We start from the raw sequence: 4,339 nt of genomic DNA, 5'->3' as shown, positions 1-4,339 counted from the left end.
GCGCCAGGAACCGGTTGACCAGCTCACCGTCCGCGCCGCACCCCTCGACCCGGTGACCATCACTGACCAGCACCACACGCTGTCCCATCGACCCTCCCCTGGGACACCTGACCTCAGTGTGACGCCGCCAGTCCCCAGCTGCGGGGACGTCAGGCAGCCCGGGCGTGTCGCCGGGCCGAGGGCCGGTTAACGGGGATGCGGTTTAACCAGGACGAATTCGTGGGCGTGTAGGCGATCTCGACGTTGTTCGCCTTGGCCCAGGTGCCCACCCGGGGGTCCTTGCGGGTGCTGAGGTGAGGGCTGAAGTTGTCGCAGATGATCGCGATCCGGGTTGTTGCCGGGTAGAGGGAGCGCAGGTAGCGGCAGAACTCCAGGAACCGGGCCCGGGTCTTACGTGGCTTGATGTGCCCGAACAGCTTGTCCTCGCCCAGCTCGTAGGCGGCGAGCAGGTGCCGGACCCCGGCGGTCCGCGTGTAGGTGGCGCGCATCCGCGGCCGCGGCGCCCGGCCGGGCTCCTTCCTTTTACCGCTGACTGCGGCCCACTGCCGTCCCGGGCGCGGCTGCAGGTTGAGCGGCCCGAACTCATCCAGGCAAAAGACGATCTGCGGGTCGCCGTCCTGCGGGACTGCCTCACGGTCGGCGATCGCGTACAGCTGCTCCACTCGCGCCTTCTTCTCCGCATAGCGCGGGTCCTTCGACGCCTTCCACGTCTTTATCCGTTGAAAGGTGACGCCCTCGGCGCGGAGCAGGACCCGCAGGCCCTCGTGGCTGATGTCGTCGACCACCCCCTCGGCCACCAGGAAATCGGCCAGCTTGGCCAGGCTCCAGGTGGAGAACGGCAGGTCATGCTCGGCCGGCTTGGACTTGGCGATCTTCTTGATCTCCCGCCGCTGGCCCAGGGTGAACTTCGGCGGGCGGCCGCCCTTGTACTTCGGGTAAAGGGAGCTGAACCCGTCCGCGTTGAAGTTCCGGACCACATCGCGGACCCGGTCCTCGCTGGTGAACGCCACCTTGGCAATCGCGGGCACAGCCATGCCCTGCGCGGACAGCAGCACCATCTGCGCCCGCCGCCAGGTCACCACCGACCCGCTGCCGCGGCGGATGATCCGCACCAGCCGCTGTCCCTCGTCATCGTCGATCTCGCGTACCCGCAGCCGTTCACCCACCGGCCCAGTCTCGGCGATCTGCGCCTGCGGGGAAAGTCCGCGCGGGGCAAACCCAACCTGCTACGGCACTAGCTAGGGCCGTTACATCAGCAATACGGCAGCTCAAACCATGTCACCAGCCGCCCGCCGCGCCGCCGCCACCCCCACCGCGCCGCGAGGTCCGCGACGAGCTGAAGCCCCCGGCCGCCTTCCGAGTCACGGCCCGCGGAGCGCAGCTCCGGCGTCCCCGGCCCGGCGCGATCGGTGACCTCGACCCGGACGATGCCGTCCCCGGCCCTGACCGCGATCGTGACCGTCTCCCCGGGAGCACCCGAGCCGGAGTGCCGGACGGAATTACCGAAGATCTCGCTGACCAGCAGCACGGCCACGTCCCCGCACGGGTGCCCGGTGCCGAGTATCGCAGAGACGAATGCACGGGCGGCCCGCGCCCGCTCCGCCCGCCCGGCAAGCGTCACGGTCTCCCGGACCGCCGCCCTGGCCATCACCGCACCGCCCTTCCCCGCCCGCACGGACCCGGGAGGTGTCCGGGCCGCCGGGCGGGCGCACACGGTGATGCACGCTCGACTCAGCGGCGCGCGTCAAGCCGAGCACGGGCCCGCCTCTGCGGACCCTGGTCCGTGGCTCGTCCGTGGTCACGGCCCCGTCCGTGGCCGTCCGTGCAAAGCCGACGGCCCCGCGCACCGCTCCCTGGCTCCGATTCCCGTCCGCTATGCGTCCGTGGAAACCGCAACATGACGGTCCACAGCGACGCAAGCTGGCCCACAACTGGCCCACAGAAGAACGCCCCGCCAGCGCGAGAATTCGCAGCTAGCGGGGCGTTTTCGCAGCGTGTGGCAGGTGATGGGTTCGAACCAACGTAGGCTGAGCCGACGGTTTTACAGCCCTATCCTCCTACCCGAGGCCCGTGCCCCTGACCAGCGTGGACGCGCTTCAAGGGTCGATTTCGGGCCGCCACCGTCCGCTACGCGTCCGTGCGCTCGGGGCCGGTGCCGAGGTGACGCACGGACGGGCATGGACGGTGGCGTCAGGAGGCCGAGCCTTCACGCCCCGGTCTGGGCCTTCCTGGCCTTTGACCTGCGGCGTTCAAGGTGCCATCTCACCTTCGCCGTCTTCCTCGCTGCCCGGTTCGGGCTCGGTGTCCTTGGCCCTGAGGGTGGCGGTGATGCGCTGGTTGCCGGCGTCGGCCTGCCCGTCGGTGCAGTACGCGTAGATCTTGAGCAGGACAGCGACGCCGTGCCCGGTGCGGCGGGCGATCTCAGCGGCGGGCACCCCGCCGTGCCCCCGGGTGGGCTCGTGCCGGGTCACGGCCTAGGGGCTGCGTCCTCAGGGCTGGCGTAGCCCGTTGATGGCCAGTTCCATCGCGCGGTCGGCTTGCGCGGCGGCGGCGGGAGCGGGCCTGACCCGGGTCATGAAGCTCATCACCACCAGCACGTCCTCGGGGTCCAGACCTTCGCGCATGCTGCCGTCCGCGGCGCAGGCGGCGATAAGCTCGCCGACGGCCGACACCACGGGTGCGTAGGCGCTGGTGACCTCCTCCTGCACCGGGGACTGCAGTGCCTCCCCGAGGCCCCGCTTCAGCTGGACGAAGTCCGCGAGGGTGCGGAACCACGCGCGCAACGCGTCCAGGGGAGCGTGTTCCGCCAGGAGCCGAGGCACTAGGCGGACCAGGCGTTCCACGTCCTCCTTGTACACGGCCGCGATCAGCGCCTCCCTGCTCGGGAAGTGGCGGTACAGCGTTCCCGGGCCGACACCCGCGCGCCTGGCGATGCCGATCATCGAAGCGTCCCCGGCCTCCCGGAGGGCCTCGCGCGCGACCGCGAGGATGTGCTCGCGGTTCTTCGCGGCGTCTGCGCGCATCCCGGCACCCCTTCGCTAAGCGGACACCTTTCCGGTACCGTGACCGGTAAGCGGAAGGCTTTCCGGATACTGATCCTAGACGAATGACGAGGTGACGCGATGGCAATCCAATCCCCACCCGCGCGCTGGGGCGCACCGGCATCGGGGTACCGGTCCTGGGCTACGGCGCGATGGAGCTGCGCGGCCAGCTCAGCGGCCAGGCGAGCCACCTGAGCGGCCCGGCGCTGACCGACGAGGACGCCGCCCGGCTGCTCAACGAGCTGCTCGACGCGGGCGTCAGCCTGATCGACACCTCGGTCGACTACGGGCGCAGCGAGGAGCTGATCGGCCGCTACCTCAGCCCGCGTCGCGGCGAGCTCTTCCTGGCCTCCAAGTGCGGCTGCCCGGTGTCCCCGCCGCCCGGCGCGGCCACGATAGGCCAGCACGACTACAGCGCCGCGAACGTCCGCGCCGACGTCGAGCAGAGCCTCAGGCGCCTGCGGACCGACCGCCTGGACCTAGTCCAGGCGCACCTGTCGCCGCCGCGCAGCGCGATGGAGGCCAGCGGGACGATCGAGGCACTCCAGGGCCTGCGCGCCGAGGGAAGGGTGCGCTTCATCGGGATGTCCGGCACGCTGCCCAACCTCCCCGGCCACATCGACATGGGCGTCTTCGACGTGTTCCAGATCCCCTACTCCGCGCTCCAGCCCGAGCACGGCGACCTGATCACGCGCGCAGCGGACGCCGGAGTCGGCGTGCTCATCCGCGGCGCCGTGGCCCGCGGGACCGCGTCCGGGGACAAGAACTGGACAGTCCAGCCGCTCAGCGCCTCCGGCCCCCGGCCCGGGACCGCTGGGAGGCAGCCAAACTCGACGAGCTGCTGGGCGACGGCATGAGCCGCCACGAGCTCATCCTGCGCTTCACGCTCAGCCACCCGGGAGTGTCGAGCGCGATCGTCGGCACCAGCAACCCGGAGCACCTGCGCACCAACGTAGCGGCCGCCTCACGCGGGCCGCTGCCGCCAGACACCTACGCCGAGGCAACGCGCAGACTCGCCGCGATCTAACCGGCCCCCCGCCCCGGCAGGGGTCCCAGCCCGCTTCCCCCACCTGCTGGAAAAGCAGCCCAGCCCCGGCTCAGCCACCGCCCGATGAGGGAAACGGCAACTTTCCTGCACTGGGGGTCAGTTTCAGCATCCGGCGACAACAGGGGGCACCACACAGACCCTCGAAATCGCGGGCGTTCCGCTCGGCCACGTCTGGCTGGAGGCGTTATCCTCTGGCTTCGTTGGAGTCATGACTTCCCGGGTTGAGCGTGATACTCCGTCGATCGTGTCA

Annotated in this window: 6 protein-coding genes; 2 read left to right on the top strand and 4 right to left on the bottom strand. The window is 70.5% G+C overall.

What is annotated here, in order from left to right; genetic code table 11:
• Positions 1-149: 149 nt before the first annotated feature.
• The 4 genes from Q1N79_RS14305 to Q1N79_RS14290 form a co-directional block, all read right to left on the bottom strand.
• Positions 150-1,166: an IS630 family transposase gene (locus Q1N79_RS14305; protein WP_300609273.1), complete on the bottom strand. Its 1,017-nt coding sequence runs from the start codon at positions 1,164-1,166 to the stop codon at positions 150-152.
• Positions 1,167-1,252: 86 nt separating this feature from the next.
• The gene (locus Q1N79_RS14300) at positions 1,253-1,648 is read right to left on the bottom strand and encodes an ATP-binding protein (protein WP_300609271.1); all 396 of its coding nucleotides are present in this window, start codon (positions 1,646-1,648) and stop codon (positions 1,253-1,255) included.
• A 601-nt stretch (positions 1,649-2,249) separates the two neighbouring features.
• Positions 2,250-2,471, bottom strand: coding sequence for a hypothetical protein (locus tag Q1N79_RS14295; protein WP_300609269.1), 222 nt, complete (start codon positions 2,469-2,471; stop codon positions 2,250-2,252).
• Between the two features lie 18 nt (positions 2,472-2,489).
• Positions 2,490-3,023 (bottom strand): TetR/AcrR family transcriptional regulator, encoded by a 534-nt coding sequence (locus Q1N79_RS14290; protein WP_300609267.1) that lies wholly within the window; start codon positions 3,021-3,023, stop codon positions 2,490-2,492.
• Between the two features lie 170 nt (positions 3,024-3,193).
• On the opposite strand from Q1N79_RS14290, the gene Q1N79_RS14285 reads away from it, so the two are divergent.
• Entirely contained in the window at positions 3,194-3,898 is a 705-nt protein-coding gene (locus Q1N79_RS14285; RefSeq protein WP_300609265.1) for an aldo/keto reductase, read from the top strand.
• Complete coding sequence (locus tag Q1N79_RS14280; protein ID WP_300609263.1) at positions 3,895-4,068, top strand: aldo/keto reductase; 174 nt, start codon at positions 3,895-3,897, stop codon at positions 4,066-4,068. Before Q1N79_RS14285 ends, Q1N79_RS14280 begins: the two co-directional genes overlap by 4 nt.
• The last annotated feature ends 271 nt before the right edge of the window (positions 4,069-4,339 follow it).

The organism is Trebonia sp., from assembly GCF_030042015.1.
In the GTDB taxonomy this organism is placed as follows: Bacteria; Actinomycetota; Actinomycetes; order Streptosporangiales; family Streptosporangiaceae; genus Trebonia.
This window is presented reverse-complemented; position numbering and strand designations above follow the sequence as displayed.

Coding starts and splice junctions, on each gene's coding strand:
- Q1N79_RS14285 (WP_300609265.1), top strand. CDS start 3,194: ATGGAGCTGCGCGGCCAGCTCAGCGGCCAGGCGAGCCACCTGAGCGGC.
- Q1N79_RS14280 (WP_300609263.1), top strand. CDS start 3,895: ATGAGCCGCCACGAGCTCATCCTGCGCTTCACGCTCAGCCACCCGGGA.
- Q1N79_RS14290 (WP_300609267.1), bottom strand. CDS start 3,023: ATGCGCGCAGACGCCGCGAAGAACCGCGAGCACATCCTCGCGGTCGCG.
- Q1N79_RS14300 (WP_300609271.1), bottom strand. CDS start 1,648: ATGGCCAGGGCGGCGGTCCGGGAGACCGTGACGCTTGCCGGGCGGGCG.